Raw genomic sequence first — 14,718 nt, 5'->3', positions numbered from 1 at the left:
AGCCTATTTTAAAAAGCCCCGTTGAATAGGGGCTTTTATCATTTTTTTGCAGTTATTCTTTATACTGCCATGCTTTTAAAAACATAGTACAAGTTTCTTCATTGAGTTTTTTTAATTCTTCTGGTGTTGGCACTGCGCCTCCTAGAAGGGTTGCCGGATAGGCATATCCCATCACTGCGCCCAAAAAGGCTTTAGCTGCTTCGTCGGGATGTTCAACTTGAATCACGCCAGCATTGTGCGCGGTTTCAAGAATATGACTTAAAGACCTTTTTATATTACCTTGAGTACGGGTCTGAATTTTAGGAAGAATTTCTTTCATTTCAACTAAAGCAATAATCAGTAATCGTTGCAGGCGAATTACATCAATATTATAAAAATGATTTTGCACGGCTTGCCCAATGTCTAACAATCGCTGATCCAGTCGCTTATTGTTGACCTCATGTTGCTCAATAAAAGGGGCTTCCATTTCTGTTTTTAAATGATCAAAAACTTCGATTAGCAGTGCAGTCTTCGTTGGGAAATGGTTGTATAAAGTTTGTCTATTGGTGCCTGCTTTCGTAGCGATTGCCTCTAAACGAACTTCTAAACCATGTTCAAGAAAGAGTTCACGTGCTGCTGCCACAATAGTCGGGCGGATTCGAGAGGGACGTCCTGGAGATTTTTTTAACATATTGAGGTTTTCTTGCACATCTTATTTATTTACTTTACAGTAAAGTAAATAAATTGTCCATAAGTCTGGGGTCCCAGATATGCCAAAAGTTCGTTTTCTTGGTCGTAATACCTTGTATTTATTGCCTTTGATTGTTTTTCTTAATGGATGTGATTCTGATAAGCCTATTGTTAAAAATAATCAAAAGGTCGGCATTATCACTATAAAAAAAGAGACTATTGAATCTTCTTACCAGTTAGCTGGGAGAACAGTGGCCTCTGAAATTTCTCAGGTGCGGCCACAAGTAAATGGAGTAGTTGTCGAGCAATTATTTAAAGAAGGCTCTCAGGTAAGTAAGGGACAGCCTCTTTATAAAATTGATTCATCACTCTATCGCGATAGCGTTGATGAGGCTGCTGGTAACCTTGCACTTGCTAAAGCGACAATGAATTCAACTCGTCTTCAAGCTGAGCGTTATAAAGAATTAATTAAGGTAAATGGCATTAGTCAGCAAGAACTTGATAATGCGTTAAGTGCCTATGAACAGGCAAAAGCCACCGTTGCTGTAAATGAAGCAGTATTAAAAACAGCGCGAACTAATTTGCGTTATACACAAGTTACTGCGCCTATTTCAGGGCGGATAGGGCGCTCTTCGATTACACGCGGAGCTTTAGTGACTTCTGCACAAACAGATCCTTTAGCAACCATTCAAAAACTTGACCCGATGTATGTCGATTTAACTCAGTCGAGTGATGAATATATGGCGCTACGTAAACAGCTCACTGAAAATGGAATAAAACCAACTGAACTTTCAGTACGTTTACAGCTCGAAAATGGCACCACTTATTCGCAACAAGGAACTTTTAAGTTCAGTGATATTGCAGTAGATGAAGCAACTGGAAGTATTACGTTGCGTGCAGCATTTTCAAATCCAAATCATGGTTTATTGCCGGGAATGTATGTACGTGCAGAGCTTGGAACGGGTACGCGATCTAACAGCATTTTAATTCCCCAAGGAGCACTTTTTAGAGATGCAGATGGAAACGCGCTTGTATGGGTGGTTGGAAAAGATAATAAAGCTGAACAACGAAAAATTACGCTAGGAAATGCAATTGATAACCGTTGGTTAGTGAAATCGGGCTTGAACGAAGGAGATCAAGTCATTGTTGATGGCCTGCAAGGTTTAAGTGCCGGTATGGCGATTGAACCTACTCCAATGACCTGAGGATGCGCTATGTTGTCGAGTTTTTTTATTGCACGGCCTATTTTTGCTTGGGTTCTTTCTATTTGTATTATGGCCTTGGGTACCATTTCTATTTTGACCTTACCCATTGAACAATATCCAGATATTGCACCACCGGGTGTAAACGTCACTGCAAATTATCCCGGGGCATCTGCCAAAACTGTTGAAGATAGTGTAAGCCAGATTTTGGAACAGCAAATTAAGGGCATTGATGGTTTACTGTATTTTTCATCGAGTAGCAGCTCCGCTGGCCAGGCACGTATAAGCTTAAGTTTTAATCAAAAAACAAACCCGGATACCGCTCAAGTTCAGGTCCAAAATGCAGTCAATCAGGCGCTTAGCCGACTACCGCAAGAAGTGCAGCAGCAAGGTATAACCGTGACAAAGTCACAAGGCGATAGTTTATTGGTTTTTGCACTTTACGATGAAAGTAATACAAGAACTTCTGTCGATATATCCGACTACATGGTGAGCACACTTCAAGACCCACTAAGTCGCGTCGATGGCGTAGGTGAAATCACAGTATTTGGTGCTCAATATGCAATGCGCATATGGCTCGATCCACATAAACTAAATAGCTATGGCCTTATGCCTTCAGATGTCAGAACTGCAATTGAAGCTCAAAATGCACAAATTACAGCAGGTGAGTTGGGGGCATTACCAACTCGTGACGGACAGGCTTTAAATGCAACCGTAACAGCATTATCCCGTCTACAGACCGTAAATCAATTTGAAAATATTATTTTACGGACTCAAACAAACGGAGCTGTAGTTTTACTTAAAGATGTAGCTCGTGTAGAGCGCGGTGCAGAAAATTATCAAACCTCTACACGTTTGAATGGAAAGCCAGCTTCGGGTATGTCTATTCAACTTGCTTCGGGTGCCAATGCTTTAGAAACAGCTGAAAGAGTAAAAGCTGAGGTCACGCGTTTAACCGGTTCTATGCCATCAGGGTTAAAAGTTGCATATCCACGTGACAGTACTCCATTTGTTGAAGCATCTGTAAAAGGAGTGATTAAAACTTTAGCTGAGGCAATTGTTCTAGTCGTTATTGTCATGTTCTTATTTTTACAGAGCTGGCGCGCCACTTTAATTCCTGCTATTGCGGTTCCGGTCGTATTGTTAGGAACCTTTGGTGTACTCAGTATATTGGGTTATAGCATTAATACGCTGACTTTATTTGCGATGGTACTTGCAATTGGTTTACTAGTAGATGATGCAATTGTCGTTGTAGAAAATGTAGAGCGGGTTATGCATGAGCAACATATTGATGCCCGGCAAGCTACCCTAATTTCAATGAAAGAAATATCGGGTGCGTTGGTCGGTATTGCGATGGTACTTGCTGCGGTATTTTTACCTATGGCTTTTTTTGGTGGTTCTGTCGGCATTATTTATCGCCAATTTTCGGTAACACTCGTATCGGCTATGGTGCTTTCAGCCATTGTTGCTTTAACCCTTTCACCTGCGTTATGTGCAACCTTACTTAAACCTGCAAATGAAAAACAAAAGCAGAGAAAATTCTTTACTTGGTTCAATCGTAAAGTCGAACAAGGGCAGTCAAGCTATCGTATAAAGCTGCTCGCTGTTTTAGGTAAGCCCAAAATATTTATGATCATATTCTTAGGTATTACAGCTTTGTTAGGCTGGCAATATACGCGTATGAATACTGGGTTTTTACCACAAGAAGACCAAGGCTCAGTTATGGTCCAGTTTAGTACACCAGTAGGCACAACACTCGCTGAAACAGAACGGGTGGGTAACTTGATAGCAGATTATTTCCTGACGAAAGAAAAGGATAATCTCAATGTGATTTTCATGGTGATGGGTAGAAATAACGCGGGCAGTGGGCAAAATGTGGGAATGGCATTTGCTGGACTCAAACATTGGGATGATCGAGAAGGGAGTGAAAACACAGCAGAAGCAGTGATTGCTCGGGCAAACTCATATTTTAAGTCGCTGCGTAACGCACGTGTTCAGGTACTTTCACCAGCCGCAGTAAGGGGGCTTGGGCAATCAAGTGGTTTTGAGCTTTGGTTACAAGATGCTGAAAATAAAGGACGTGATGCTTTACTGGCGGCACAAAACACTGTGTTAAAAGCAGCAAGTGCTGATTCTGGCTTAGCAGCAGTCCGTCTAAATAGTTTAGAAGATAAAGCTCAGTTACAAGTCGATATCGATCAAAGAAAAGCCAGTGCACTTGGTTTGGCTCAAACAGATATCAGTAATACGCTATCTTCGGCATGGGGTGGATCTTATATTAATGATTTCATCGATCAGGGACGTGTTAAGCGAGTTTATATACAAGGAGACGCGATTTATCGTTCCTTACCTCAAGATATTGGGCAATGGTATGTTCGCGGTGCTACAGGTCAGATGACACCATTTTCTAGTTTCTCTTCTGTAAAATGGCAAATGGGACCACAAATGCTGCAACGCTTTAATGGTCTTTCAGCTGTACAAATACAAGGCTCTGCGGCAACTGGTGAAAGTTCTGGTGGGGCTATGGATAAAATGCAGGAGTTAGTTGATCAACAACAAGGCTTTAACCTTCAGTGGAGCGGGTTGTCTTATCAAGAGAAGTTAGCTGGCGGTCAAACCATTTGGTTATATTTAGCATCCATTATCTTTATCTTTTTATGTTTGGCAGCACTTTATGAAAGTTGGTCCATTCCTGTTTCTGTCATGCTAGTGATTCCTTTAGGTCTGATTGGAGCTGTGATGGCTGCAAGTCTGGCTGGTTTTGTGAATGATATTTACTTTCAGGTAGCTATGCTTACTACCATTGGACTTTCTGCCAAAAATGCTATTTTGATTGTTGAGTTCGCGGCAGCCAAGTTAGAGGCAGGTCAAGCATTAATGGAAGCGATTATTGAAGGAGCAGGTCAGCGATTACGTCCCATTATTATGACATCTCTGGCATTTGTTGCGGGCGTTCTTCCCTTGGCTGTATCTACAGGAGCAGGAGCTGTTAGCCGTAAAGAAATTGGTATAGCCGTAACGGGCGGTATGATTTCAGGAACCTTGCTTTCTATTTTCTTTGTGCCTTTATTCTTTCTTTTAGTTCGCCGTTTAACCAATAAGCTAAACGAAAAAAAGATGTCATAAAATAATGAAAGTCATTAAAAATTAGACCCTCACACTATTTATAGCATGAGGGTCTAAAAGACTTATCACTTAGAATGTATTTTGAATAATGACTTCATCGAAAGGAAGTTTACCCACACGTGGATAAGGTTCAGAAGCTGACTTACCAACAGCAATCATTAAACACACCACATGGTCTTCAGGCAAGTTAACGAGCTTCGCCATTGCGTCAAAGTCAAAACCATCCATCGGGCAGCTATCTAAACCATGTTCTTGGGCAAGTAACATCAGAGTTTGAGCAAAAATCCCCGCACTACGCATAACTTCGTCACGTTGGGTTTGTGGGCGGTCACGGTAATACTGGTCAATCGCGCCGGCCATAATATTTTGAACTTCTGGAGTCGCACCATCCCATACACGTTTAGCATCAACTTCCCATGTATTTAATTTTGCACATAATACAATGAGTAAAGATGCTTCTGTAACTTGTGGTTGGTCCCAAGCAATAGCACGAATTTTTTGTCTTAACTCAGCATCTTCGACAACAACCGGACGCCAATGCTGCAAGTTAAAAGCACTTGGTGCATTTGCTAAAACTTCTTGTAATAACTGCTTTTTGTTATCTTCAGATAACTGAAAAGAAGGGTCGAAGCGTTTAATTGCACGGCGCTTACGGAGAGCATCAATAACATTCATAAGATTTTCCTACTTGAGAATTGGGTAGCTGTACTTGTTAGTTTGTATAACGTTGGGCTACTTCAGCCGAAGAAAAGTTTGGTAATAATGTCATACGTGATTTTTCAAAATTATTCCATTGATTTTCGTCTTTTAGCACAGGAATTGTAATTGTTTCTTTACGATCAAAGCCGATTAGAGCAGCATCCACCAAATCATTGACGTCCATTAATGGCGGAACTTGGCTTAAATCGATACCTGAACGTTCCCAAATTTCAGTTTTGGTTGCAGAAGGCAATACGGCTTGCACATGTACGCCATGATCTTTTAACTCTAAATGTAAGCCTTGGCTAAAAAAATGTATAAAGGACTTACTTGCACCATAAATGGTAGAACCAAATTCAGGAGACAACCCAACAACAGAACCTAAATTAATAATTGAGCCTTTACCTTTACGTACGAGTTGCTCGGAAACCGCATGAGACAAACGAACAACCGCAGTCATATTTAAAGTCATGAGTGTTTCAATTTCTTTAATATCTTGAGTTAAAAAATTTCCGCTAAGTGTAATACCTGCGTTATTTACCAAAATTTCAATATCAGCATCGTTTTTTAGAACATCTTCAATTTTGCTAATGTCTTGATCCTTTGATAAATCGGCCTGAATAAATTCGACCTGTACACCGTATTTTGCTTGAAGGTCTCTCGAGATTTTGTCTAAGCGGTTGGTATCTCGTGCAACCAAGATTAAGTGATGGCCACGTTGTGCAAAACGGTCTGCATAGACAGAACCAATTCCTGACGAAGCTCCTGTAATAAGTACTTTTGATTGAGCTGACATGTGATGTCTCCACGCTTTATTTTTAGATGATGATCATAATCTAAAATAACTAATTTTTGATGTCAATCATAATCAATGTATAATTATGACCAGTCGGGTGAATAAAAGTGGGTGCGCCAACATGAAAGTCAGTAAAACTCAGGTAAAAGAAAACCGAGATAAAATTGTTGAAAAGGCGACTCAACTGTTTCGTAGCAAAGGCTACGATGGAGTCGGCATTGCCGAATTAATGTCTAGCGCAGGCTTTACCCACGGCGGCTTTTATAAACATTTCAGTTCGAAAACAGACCTTGTCTCAATTACTGTTAAACATGGACTTGAGCAGGTTTTAAAAAGAATAGAAGGTTTAAACTTAACTCAATTTATTCAGCTTTATGTGTCCCGCACTCATCGAGATAATCGGGATTTGGGCTGCACACTAACGGCGTTATCTTGTGATGCTGCAAGACAGCCCGACGAAGTAAAAGTCGAGTTTGAAGAGGGTATTGAGCAACTTATTCAGTTCATTATGACCGAGCGAGCCAAACAAGTTTCTTTAGAAAAAGAAGAGTTGAGAAAGCAAGCCATTAATATTCTTGCCCAGTCTGTAGGGGCAATTGCTTTATCTCGCGCATGCCCAGATCAATCAAACCTTAGCGATGAAATCTTAGAAAGCTGTAAAGAGAGCCTTTTAAAATTAGCCAATTAAGCTTTTTTATCTTTCCAGTTCATTTGGCTAAATTGAATTAATCTCGCAATATCGACTGTTCTTTCATAAATAAGTTCCGCCGCATGTTCACAGGCTCGTTCTAATGTAATGGGACCATTGGCTAGCGAAAAAGCAGCCGTAACCCCATGTTCATAAAGTGCTTGGTAGCCTTCGCCTAAAGTCCCAGCAATCACAATCACAGGTACGTTGTGAGCTTTAGCAATTTGGCTCACCCCAAAAACAGTTTTGCCACTTAAGGTTTGCTGGTCAAATTTACCTTCACCCGTAATTACCCAATCTGCGTTAGCAATTTTATGTTCAAGTTGGTTTAGTTCAGCCACCACTTTAACGCCAGCTTTAAAGTCTGCATTTAAATAACTTTTGGCTGCAAAACCCAAGCCACCAGCAGCACCAGAACCTGCTTCATTTCGTTTGTCGAAACCTAAAAGCTCCGCTGAGACATCGGCAAAATGTGCAACCGCTGCATCGAGTAACTGTACTTGAGCAGGGGAAGCCCCTTTTTGTGGGCCAAAAATATGTGATGCACCATTTGGGCCGCAAAGTGGATTGGTCACATCGGCAGCCAGTAAAAACCGTGTGTGCTGAATGCGTGAGTCGAAATGTGTTAAATCAATTTTGGATAGGTTGCTTAGAGCAAGTCCACCGGCGGGTAAGGCGTTTTGGTTAGCATCGAGTAAAACTGCACCCAAAGCACTGAGTAAACCTGTACCGCCATCATTGGTGGCGCTGCCGCCCACAGTTAAAATCATCTCTTTTGCACCTGCATCTAAAGCATCTAAAATGAGCTGCCCTGTGCCAAAGGTTGTACTGTGGCAAGCATCACGCTCAGACGGTGGGACTAACTGTATGCCGCTTGCTTGAGCCATTTCAATGATGGCGATCTTTTGATGTTCTAACCATCCCCATTTGGCTTGAACAGGCTGACCTAATGGCCCAACCACCGTTTTTTCACGCCATTGACCTTCGCAGACTTCTAAAACAGCTTCAATGGTTCCTTCACCGCCGTCTGCCATCGGGCACAAAACAGTTTCGGCATCGGGAAAAACAGCTTGCCATCCTTTGGCAATGGCTTGAGCTACCTTCAAAGCAGATAAGCTGTCTTTAAATGAGTCAGGGGCGATCACAAGCTTCATAAACGTTCTAATACGGATAGATTTCTCATTGTTTTATACTGCTTAATACGAAAAAAACATAGATAAACATATGTAGGCGTCAATTTTTAAATACTTTCAATCTGATAAAAATGAAAATCAATAATGTTTTTATCTGTAAAAAATTGGATTATAAAATTTTTAAACCATTGTTTTATAAGTTTTTATATAAATAGTATGGTTGTTTTGAATGATTGTAATTGTAAACAATATGGCACATATTATAAGAAGGGTTGAGCCAGCTTTTAAAATAGCGGAAACCTATAAAAAGTAGACTCTACAAATAAGCTAAACAGCAGATTGTCTTGATATAACCATAATTTAAATTGTGATTTTATTGGATCTGTTGAATGTAAAAGAAATAAGAGGATGAAAAAGTGGATAATTCAGAAGAACAAAAGCATATACAGGAAAATAACGGTTTTGCGCGAATTGAGCCATATACTCATCCTGCTGGTGGGTGGGGCGCACTTCTTAGTGTCGCTCGAAACCTAAAGCGACAAGATATTTTAGGTAAAGGTTCAATTACCTTACTCAACATTAACCAGCCTACAGGTTTTGACTGTCCCGGTTGTGCATGGCCCGAAAAGAAAGATGCCCATGCCTTTAACTTCTGTGAAAATGGTGCCAAAGCAGTTGCTTTTGAAGCAACCAGTAAAACCGTTACTCCCGAATATTTTGCAGGCCATACGGTTAGTTGGCTATCAGAACAAAGTGACTTTTTTTTAGAAGACTTAGGCCGCTTAACAGACCCGGTTCGTTATGATGCTGCAACCGATAAATATGTTCCTATTTCATGGGATGATGCCTTTAAGCTCATTGCTCAACATTTACATGCGCTAGACCATCCAGACCAAGCGGCATTTTATACATCTGGCCGTGCCAGTAACGAAGCTGCATTTTTATATCAATTGTTTGTGAGAAGCTTTGGTACAAATAACTTTCCAGACTGTTCAAACATGTGCCATGAAACCACAAGTGTAGGCTTGCTCGACTCAATTGGTTTAGGAAAGGGCACCGTTACTTTAGAAGATTTTGATTTAGCCGATGCCATTTTTAGTTTTGGGCATAATCCGGGAACCAACCATCCACGTATGTTAGGCACTTTGCGTGAAGTGTCTAAACGCGGTGGCAACATTATTGCGATTAACCCGATTAAAGAACGAGGCCTAGAGCGTTTCCAAGACCCGCAAGCACCGCTTGAGATGATGACCAATGGCAGTACGCCAATTAGCCGTTATTATTTCCAGCCTAAAATTGGTGGCGACTATGCACTGATGTTAGGAATGTTAAAGCACTTAAATGAATGGGATAAAAAAGCACTTGCTTCAGGTAAACCAAGCGTTTTTGACCGAAACTTTATTGCGGTGAATACCGTTGGTTTCGATGAGATGATTGCTGAGGTGGAAAGAACTGAGTGGGCAGATATTTATAAGCACTCAGGTCTGTCGCCTGAACATTTAGAAAAGCTCGCTAAACTCTTTTTAGAGTCAGAGCGCTCCATTTTCTGTTGGGGGATGGGGATTACCCAGCACCGACACGGAACTGCTAACGTACATATGCTGGCAAATTTATTGTTGGCACGTGGTCAGATTGGTAGACCGGGTGCAGGGCTGTGTCCGGTTCGTGGTCATAGTAATGTGCAAGGCGACCGCACCATGGGCATCAATGAGCTGCCTAGCCCTAAACTACTCGATAACATTGACCGTGTATTCGGTATTAAATCACCAAGAAAAAATGGATATGGCGTGGTCGAAACGATTAAAGCCATGGCTGAAGGCGAGATAAAAGTCTTTATTGGTTTAGGTGGAAATTTTGCAGTTGCAACTCCTGATACCCCATATACGCAAGAAGCGCTTAGAAAATGTGATTTAACCGTCCATGTAGCAACCAAGTTAAATCGTAGTCATTTGGTATGCGGTAAAGATGCACTTATTTTGCCATGTTTAGGCCGTACCGAAATAGATGAGCAGCTTCATGGCCCACAAGCCATTTCGGTTGAAGACTCCATGAGTAATGTTCACTTGTCGGCAGGACGTAATACGCCAATTTCTAAAAACATATTGTCTGAACCGGATATTGTGGCAAGAATGGCTGAAGCTGTTCTTCCAGACAGTCAGATTAAATGGAAATGGTATATTGAAAGTTATGACCGCATTCGTGACTCCATTGCCGATGTGTTTGATGAGTTCCATGACTTTAATTTACGTGTTTATAAACCGGGCGGTTTCCACCTAGAGCATCCTGCTAATCAGCACATCTGGAATACCAAGAGTGGTAAAGCGCAATTTCTGATTACGCCACTTGAAGAAGTCTACGCGGATAAAGAAAACCAGTACGCTGCCGCATATACCGAAAGTAAGGTTTATACCTTAATGACTACTCGTTCTCATGACCAATACAACACCACTTTATATGGTCTGGATGACCGTTACCGTGGGGTGTTTGGTCAGCGCCGTGTGTTGTTTATGAACCAAGCCGATATTGATGAAGCGGGCTTTGAAGCAAATCAGTGGGTCGATATTGAAAGTGTTTTCTCGGATGGTGTGAAGCGCATTGTGCACAGTTTCCGTATTGTGCCCTACAACATTCCACGAGGCAGCTTGGCGGCTTACTATCCGGAAACCAATCCTTTGGTGGCCTTAAGCAGTCATGACAAATATGCCAAGATTCCGGCTTCTAAAAGTGTTCCTGTGATTTTACATCCCGGAAATGCACCAGAGCACTTTAACTTGGCAACAGCCGTTGACCCTGAAGATGCCAATAAGAAAGTCAGCAGCATCTAAGTGAACCTGTTTTTTAAAATGAAATCTAAGCAAATGGCGCTCTAAACAAGCGCCATTTTTGAAATAAAGGAAATAATTTTGACACCACATGCTTATGGGGTTGAAACATTACAAGTACAGCGGTTTAACAAAACCGAATCTGAAAATGTTTTAGATCATATTGTGCAAGAGTACCCAATTGCTTTGGTATATAACGGTATTTCACATGCGGTGATGATGGCAACACCGACCGATGTCGAATTATTTGCCAAAGGTTTTAGTCTCTCTGAAGGCATTTTGACCAGTTTAAAAGAGCTATATGTTCTTGATGTGCATCAAAATGAGTTGGGCATTACGGTTGAAATGACCATTTCATCGAGAGCATTTGCTGCATTAAAAGAGCATCGTCGCATGATGGTTGGTCGTACAGGCTGTGGTTTATGTGGCATTGAAAGTTTGGAGCAGTTTCAGTTAGATGTTCCCAAAATTACAACGCATGCATCAAAGCTATGGCTTGAGCAAATTCCGACTGCCATTTCCCATTTAAAAGCCCAGCAAGAAATTACCGCTTTAACAGGTGGGGCACATGCCGCGGCGTGGGTGGTTGATGGTCAAATCGTGGCTTTATTCGAAGATGTTGGCCGCCATAATGCTTTAGACAAATTAATTGGTTATATAGCGCAAGAAAACTACGACACCAGTTTAGGTTTTGTTGTCATGACCAGTCGGGCAAGTTATGAACTGATACGAAAATGTGCTCAGCTGAATATTAGCTTGCTTGCTTCAATTTCTGCACCGACCAGTATGGCCATTCAGTTAGCCAAACAATCTGGCCTGACATTGGCAAGTTTTTGTAGGGGAGACCGGTTTGTTTTATATACGGAAATTTAAAATATATCGTTCAATATGATGGGCTTAAAACCAAGCTCATCTAACATCTCTGTTGCTTTTAAGCTATGGATAGATTTTATAGATTATTATAAAACTCAAAAGGTTCAGAGTCTGTCCAAATGTCTTGGTTACAATCACTAAAAGAATGGGCAAAACGTCTAAAAAAACAAATTATTATGCTTTGGTTTGCCTCAAGGCATCCTCAAATGCCGTGGTTACCCAAAATTATTGCGGTAGTGGCTGTGGCTTATGCTTTTAGTCCTATCGACCTAATTCCAGACTTTATTCCTATATTAGGCTTTATTGATGATGCCATCATTTTACCCATACTCATTTGGTTAGCGCTTCGTTTTACGCCTCAGCAAGTCATTTTCGATGCAGAACAACAAGCCAAAGAATGGTTAGATGAACATGAGAAAGGGCCACGAAATTATTTGGTTGCTGTACTGATTATTTTAATTTGGCTCACACTTGCCGTGATGGCTTACTTTTATTTTGGTGGTGGTTTGTAGTTGAACTGAGTCTTAAAACCTGTGCGAATTTAATACCCTTAACATTGTGCTTTGCTACAACTCAAAGGATAATAACGTTTTTATAAACTATGGGTTGCAGACCATGAAAATCGTCGCAGATGAAAATTTGGCGTTTACCGATTACTTTTTTTCAGAATTTGGCGATATTCAACATCATGCAGGACGCACCTTAACGTACGCAGATGTGAAAGATGCTGAAGCTTTATTGGTCCGCTCAGTTACTGTTGTAAATGAAAGTTTAATTCAAAACACCGCTTTAAAATATGTAGGTAGTGCCACAATTGGTACTGATCATTTAGATATTCAAGCCCTAGAAAAACATAATATTACATGGGCCAATGCCGCAGGTTGTAATGCACAGGCAGTTGCTGAATATGTGATTACCGCTTTACTTCATTTAGATGGTAGCCTTTTAGAACAACAAGAAAAATTTACGCTAGGCATTGTGGGGCTTGGAAACGTGGGGAAACGTTTAGCTTATATGGCTCGGTTGCTTGGCTGGAACGTAATTGGCTTTGACCCATATGTAAAGTTAGATTCAATTGAAAATGTGAACTTTAAAGCCCTATTACAACAAGCGAATGCTATTTCAATTCATGTGCCGCTTACGAAAAACGGTGAACATGCGACATATCATCTTTTCAATGAAGAAACTTTTGCAGCGCTTCAACCAGATACGATTTTAATTAATAGCGCTCGTGGTCCGGTTGTGAAAGAAGCTGCTTTAATCGAAGACATTCAACGTACCAAACGTAAAGTTGTACTTGATGTATTTGAACATGAGCCAGTGATATCAGATGAGCTTTTAAATATGTTGGCTTTGGCGACACCGCATATTGCAGGTTATAGCTTGGAAGGAAAAGCTCGTGGTACACAAATGATTTATGAAGCGTTTTGCCAAAAATTTGGCTACGACATTAATAAGCGTTTCGAAACGCAGTTGCCTGCATGTGAAGATTATTTTTCAGGACATGACTTAAAAGCAGTGTTAAAGCAAAAAATATCTCATATTTATGATATTGCTCAAGATGATGCCAATATTCGTGCCTGTGTTAAAGATGGCAAAGTAGAGCAAAAAGCATTTGATTTATTACGTAAGAATTATCCACTGCGCCGTGAATGGGCAGCACACGGGGGACCGCAAGCATGAGTTTAAGTTATCAACCTACGTGTTCAATTGATGCTTTAAATGCTCGTGCCAAGCTTTATACCCAAATCCGTCAGTTCTTTGCAGAACGTGGGGTCATGGAAGTTGAAACACCCGTAGTTTCACAAGCAGGCGTTACCGATGTACATTTAGCCTCGGTTCAGGCTTTACGCCATATCAATGGCAAATTACAGACTCAGTATTTACAGACTTCTCCTGAGTTTGCCATGAAACGTTTGCTAGCAAGTGGTAGCGGACCGATTTATCAAATATGCAAGGTTTTTCGTGACGATGAACACGGGCGTAAACACAACAGTGAATTTACCATGCTCGAATGGTATCGTCCGGGTTTAGACTTAAAAGCATTAATGCATGAAACAGCCGATTTATTGCAAACCTGTTTACAGCATCGTTTTGGCGAAGTTCGTCCATTTATTTTAAGTTATAAGCATGCCTTTCAGGACCGTTTAGATATTAACCCGTTACAAGCAACTTTAAAGCAACTCAAAGATACTGCAAATCGTGTTGGTTTAAATCTTGATTTAGGTGATGACCGCTTAGCTTATATGGACTTGTTGTTTTCTCATTTTGTTGAGCCAAGTTTAGGTTTTGATGCACCTGTCTTTTTAACTGACTTTCCGCCAGAAATGGCGTCTTTGGCAAAAGTGAAAGTAGATGAAGATGGGGAAGAGGTCGCAGCGCGTTTTGAGGTTTATATCGAAGGTCTGGAACTTGCCAATGCTTACGATGAATTGCTTGATGCAGACGTGTTACGTTCACGCTTTGAAGCAGATAATGCAGAACGGGCTAAGCAAGGGCTTCATGTTGTGCCATTAGATGAGTATTTGTTAGCAGCTTTGCCTCATATGCCAGAATGTTCAGGAATTGCTTTAGGCATAGACCGATTACTCATGGTTGCAACCGAACAACTTAAAATTGAAAAAGTCATCGCATTTCCAGCCGAAATTGCCTGAGTGCGAGCAAATAAAAAAGCCACATATTGTGGCTTTTTTATTTGGAGCTTATTTAA

General features: G+C 40.9%; 12 protein-coding genes. 8 read left to right on the top strand and 4 right to left on the bottom strand.

Going from position 1 to position 14,718, the window contains the following annotated elements:
- Nucleotides 1-52 precede the first annotated feature (52 nt).
- Nucleotides 53-670 (bottom strand): TetR/AcrR family transcriptional regulator, encoded by a 618-nt coding sequence (locus ABLC00_RS14195; RefSeq protein ID WP_004885637.1) that lies wholly within the window; start codon nt 668-670, stop codon nt 53-55.
- Nucleotides 671-749: 79 nt separating this feature from the next.
- Between ABLC00_RS14195 and adeD the strand changes: the two genes are divergently transcribed.
- Nucleotides 750-1,874, top strand: a complete 1,125-nt coding sequence (gene adeD / locus ABLC00_RS14190; RefSeq protein WP_006580543.1) for a multidrug efflux RND transporter periplasmic adaptor subunit AdeD — start codon at nt 750-752, stop codon at nt 1,872-1,874.
- Nucleotides 1,875-1,883: 9 nt separating this feature from the next.
- On the top strand, nt 1,884-4,997 hold the full coding sequence (gene adeE / locus ABLC00_RS14185) for a multidrug efflux RND transporter permease subunit AdeE (protein ID WP_033846100.1): 3,114 nt from the start codon (nt 1,884-1,886) through the stop codon (nt 4,995-4,997).
- Between the two features lie 69 nt (nt 4,998-5,066).
- Here adeE and ABLC00_RS14180 read toward each other — a convergent pair whose 3' ends face one another.
- Nucleotides 5,067-5,672, bottom strand: coding sequence for a nitroreductase family protein (locus tag ABLC00_RS14180; protein WP_002048541.1), 606 nt, complete (start codon nt 5,670-5,672; stop codon nt 5,067-5,069).
- Between the two features lie 37 nt (nt 5,673-5,709).
- Nucleotides 5,710-6,492: an SDR family oxidoreductase gene (locus ABLC00_RS14175; protein ID WP_004885650.1), complete on the bottom strand. Its 783-nt coding sequence runs from the start codon at nt 6,490-6,492 to the stop codon at nt 5,710-5,712.
- 121 nt (nt 6,493-6,613) lie between these two features.
- Here ABLC00_RS14175 and ABLC00_RS14170 point away from each other — a divergent pair, with 121 nt between their 5' ends.
- Entirely contained in the window at nt 6,614-7,180 is a 567-nt protein-coding gene (locus ABLC00_RS14170) for a TetR/AcrR family transcriptional regulator (RefSeq protein WP_004885653.1), read from the top strand.
- On the opposite strand, the gene ABLC00_RS14165 is transcribed toward ABLC00_RS14170, so the two are convergent.
- On the bottom strand, nt 7,177-8,334 hold the full coding sequence (locus ABLC00_RS14165) for a glycerate kinase (protein ID WP_004885656.1): 1,158 nt from the start codon (nt 8,332-8,334) through the stop codon (nt 7,177-7,179). The genes ABLC00_RS14170 and ABLC00_RS14165 overlap by 4 nt on opposite strands.
- A 395-nt stretch (nt 8,335-8,729) precedes the next feature.
- On the opposite strand from ABLC00_RS14165, the gene ABLC00_RS14160 reads away from it, so the two are divergent.
- From ABLC00_RS14160 to epmA, 5 genes are all read left to right on the top strand, one after another.
- Nucleotides 8,730-11,138 (top strand): FdhF/YdeP family oxidoreductase, encoded by a 2,409-nt coding sequence (locus ABLC00_RS14160; RefSeq protein WP_004885660.1) that lies wholly within the window; start codon nt 8,730-8,732, stop codon nt 11,136-11,138.
- Nucleotides 11,139-11,216: 78 nt separating this feature from the next.
- Entirely contained in the window at nt 11,217-12,008 is a 792-nt protein-coding gene (gene fdhD / locus ABLC00_RS14155) for a formate dehydrogenase accessory sulfurtransferase FdhD (RefSeq protein WP_004885663.1), read from the top strand.
- A gap of 119 nt (nt 12,009-12,127) precedes the next feature.
- Nucleotides 12,128-12,520, top strand: a complete 393-nt coding sequence (locus ABLC00_RS14150; protein ID WP_004885664.1) for a YkvA family protein — start codon at nt 12,128-12,130, stop codon at nt 12,518-12,520.
- Nucleotides 12,521-12,623: 103 nt separating this feature from the next.
- Nucleotides 12,624-13,691 carry a 4-phosphoerythronate dehydrogenase gene (locus tag ABLC00_RS14145; RefSeq protein WP_004885667.1) on the top strand — a complete coding sequence of 356 codons (1,068 nt, stop codon included), beginning with the start codon at nt 12,624-12,626 and terminating at the stop codon, nt 13,689-13,691.
- A complete protein-coding gene (gene epmA / locus ABLC00_RS14140; protein ID WP_004885668.1) occupies nt 13,688-14,662 on the top strand; it encodes an EF-P lysine aminoacylase EpmA in 975 nt (324 codons plus the stop codon). Before ABLC00_RS14145 ends, epmA begins: the two co-directional genes overlap by 4 nt.
- Nucleotides 14,663-14,718 lie beyond the last annotated feature (56 nt).

The sequence above is a fragment of the Acinetobacter nosocomialis genome, assembly GCF_041021905.1.
Lineage (GTDB): Bacteria > Pseudomonadota > Gammaproteobacteria > Pseudomonadales > Moraxellaceae > Acinetobacter > Acinetobacter nosocomialis.
The sequence above is the reverse complement of the archived record's forward strand: the minus strand, read 5'-3'. Positions and strand labels throughout refer to the sequence as shown.